This is a genomic window from Streptococcus sp. GMD4S (assembly GCF_000296955.1).
In genome coordinates, this window is sequence record NZ_AJRE01000169.1 from 1 (window position 1) to 2,137 (window position 2,137).

General features: G+C 37.9%; 4 protein-coding genes. All 4 read right to left on the reverse strand.

What is annotated here, in order from left to right; translation table 11 throughout:
* Positions 1 to 531 (reverse strand): SDR family NAD(P)-dependent oxidoreductase (locus GMD4S_RS08230; RefSeq protein ID WP_000502734.1); only part of this gene is annotated, 531 nt, incomplete at its 3' end.
* A 14-nt stretch (positions 532 to 545) separates the two neighbouring features.
* Positions 546 to 872 (reverse strand): DMT family transporter, encoded by a 327-nt coding sequence (locus GMD4S_RS08235; RefSeq protein WP_009013481.1) that lies wholly within the window; start codon positions 870 to 872, stop codon positions 546 to 548.
* A gap of 50 nt (positions 873 to 922) precedes the next feature.
* Positions 923 to 1,207 (reverse strand): helix-turn-helix domain-containing protein, encoded by a 285-nt coding sequence (locus GMD4S_RS08240; RefSeq protein ID WP_008283941.1) that lies wholly within the window; start codon positions 1,205 to 1,207, stop codon positions 923 to 925.
* Between the two features lie 181 nt (positions 1,208 to 1,388).
* Positions 1,389 to 2,137, reverse strand: a 749-nt coding sequence (locus GMD4S_RS08245) for an ERAP1-like C-terminal domain-containing protein (protein WP_000475043.1), incomplete at its 5' end; no start/stop codon positions are given.

Here is a 2,137-nt window from a genome sequence, read left to right on the forward strand (position 1 = left end):
CTGCTCCTGTATTAATTCTCGGTTCATTGATTCGATAAAAGAAAAAAGTCCGGCGCGGCTCGCCACATCTACACTATAATAGGGGAAGGCCAGCCTACCATCTGCAAAACCTCCTGAATGCACAATGGTTGCTCCTTTTTGATTTTTTAACAAAGGTAAAAAATGTTTGCTGACAAGGATAGCCCCTATTAGGTTAATCGTCATAGTTTGATTGATCTCCTCCTCAGAGTGAGATAATAAAGATTTTCGTACATCAAATCCCGTTGCATTAATAACAATATCTATATTATCCGACCACTTTTGAACTTCAGACACTGCAACTTTAATAGAAGTTTCATTCGTTATATCTACTGAGCAAATCGGAATCTTGGAAGCAATATTCTCAGAAAAACTGGCTAATTTATTCATATTGCGACCTAAAAGAAATAAATGAGCACCTGCTTGAAAAAAAGCTTGTGTATAGGCTTGTCCCAAATTTCCACTGGCACCAATAATAACGACTCTTTTATTTTTAAAATAATTGTCACCCATAACATACTACCTCATTAGTGAACCTTTTGTGATAGGTTTAATATAACAAGCCCCACAATAACTAAAGCAATTCCCAAGAGACTTGCGAACGTTACTTTTTCATGAAAAAGCAAAATAGATAGCACAGTTGTTCCAACCAAACCAACACCAGACCAAATAGCATAGACTAGATTTAGTTGTATGCCTTTCAAAGACAAAGATAGAAAGAAAAAACACAAGCCATACAAAACTAAAGCAAGAATCCCAAAAAGCATTTTCGAAAAACCTTGCGACAGTTTTAACAGACTTGTAGCAGCTATTTCAGATACAATAGCTAGAGTTAAATAAACGTAAGACATCATTGTCCTCCTAGAATCAATAGAATTGAAAAGCTAGTCGGAAAACAATTGATTTAGCGATGAGTGGAAGCGAAGCAGGTCCAAAGTGTACAAGCATTAGCTAAAATCATAGACTTGATCTTTGAATTCTTGTAAACAGGAATCTTTTTTCGTCCACATAACTCATCTAAAGAGATCTGATAAAAATCAGCTAAGCGAATCAAACTATGACTATCTATAATTGTTTTATCATTTTCCCAATTTGAGATAGTTTGACGAGTCGTCCCCAGATATTCTGCTATTTGATTCTGACTGTAGCCATTTTGTTCTCTAAATAATTTTAATTGTTTTCCTAACATCTGCATTTCCTATTTATATTATTCTTTTCTTCACGAATTGTCTAGACGAAATTCTTTAACATCCTATACAATTCTAGGTAAAATTTCTTTGACATTGCTATTATAACACGATTTTCAGGATGGACACTTTATACTGACTTCCAAAAAACAGCAGATTGCAAGATCCGCTGTTTTTTCTCTATTACTTACTTGCTTTCAAAGCCTTTTCTACTGCTGCTTTTTCACGCTTAATCAAGTCAACACGCGCTGCGATATCCTTGATACCCATACGAATGTTACGGCTAAGCGCAAGGTCAGAGAGTTGAGGTTCAAAGAAATCCTTGTACTCTGCCAAGCGTTGCTCTGTTTTAAAGATATGCGATGGGAAGATGACAAAGCTATCAAAGCTCATATCTCCACCAAGGGCTGCCTTAATCCAATCCCAGTTTTCACGCGCCCAAACCCAAACAGTTTCTTGGGTAGCTTGGTGTCCGAGGAATTGGAGGTACCATGAAGAAAGGTCTTGTGGTTTCACTACAAATTTATCTTTCCATGAGCCAATCAGGGTTTGGATATTGTCAGCATCTATACTATATGCAAGAGCTCCTGCCAACTGGCGTTTAAAGACCGCATCCGTCGCATGAGTATATAGGTCCAGATAAGTTGCGACCAAGTCCTTGGTCTCATGGTCTTTCATTTCATTGATGAGAACTTGAGCACGGATTGCTGCTGGAAGTCCTGCAAGATTTTCCTTGTGAGCTGCAAAGATTTGACTAGCGACTTGACTAGCTTCTACATCATTGGAACGAATCATCATGGAAATGGTCAACTGACGAACCAATTCGTCTTCATCTGATTCACCATCTTTGGCTTCAAAGCCAAGACGGTCATAGTTATGACGAGCCAATTTAGCAACCAGACTGTTAAAGGCTTTCTCAGCTTCTGTACCTT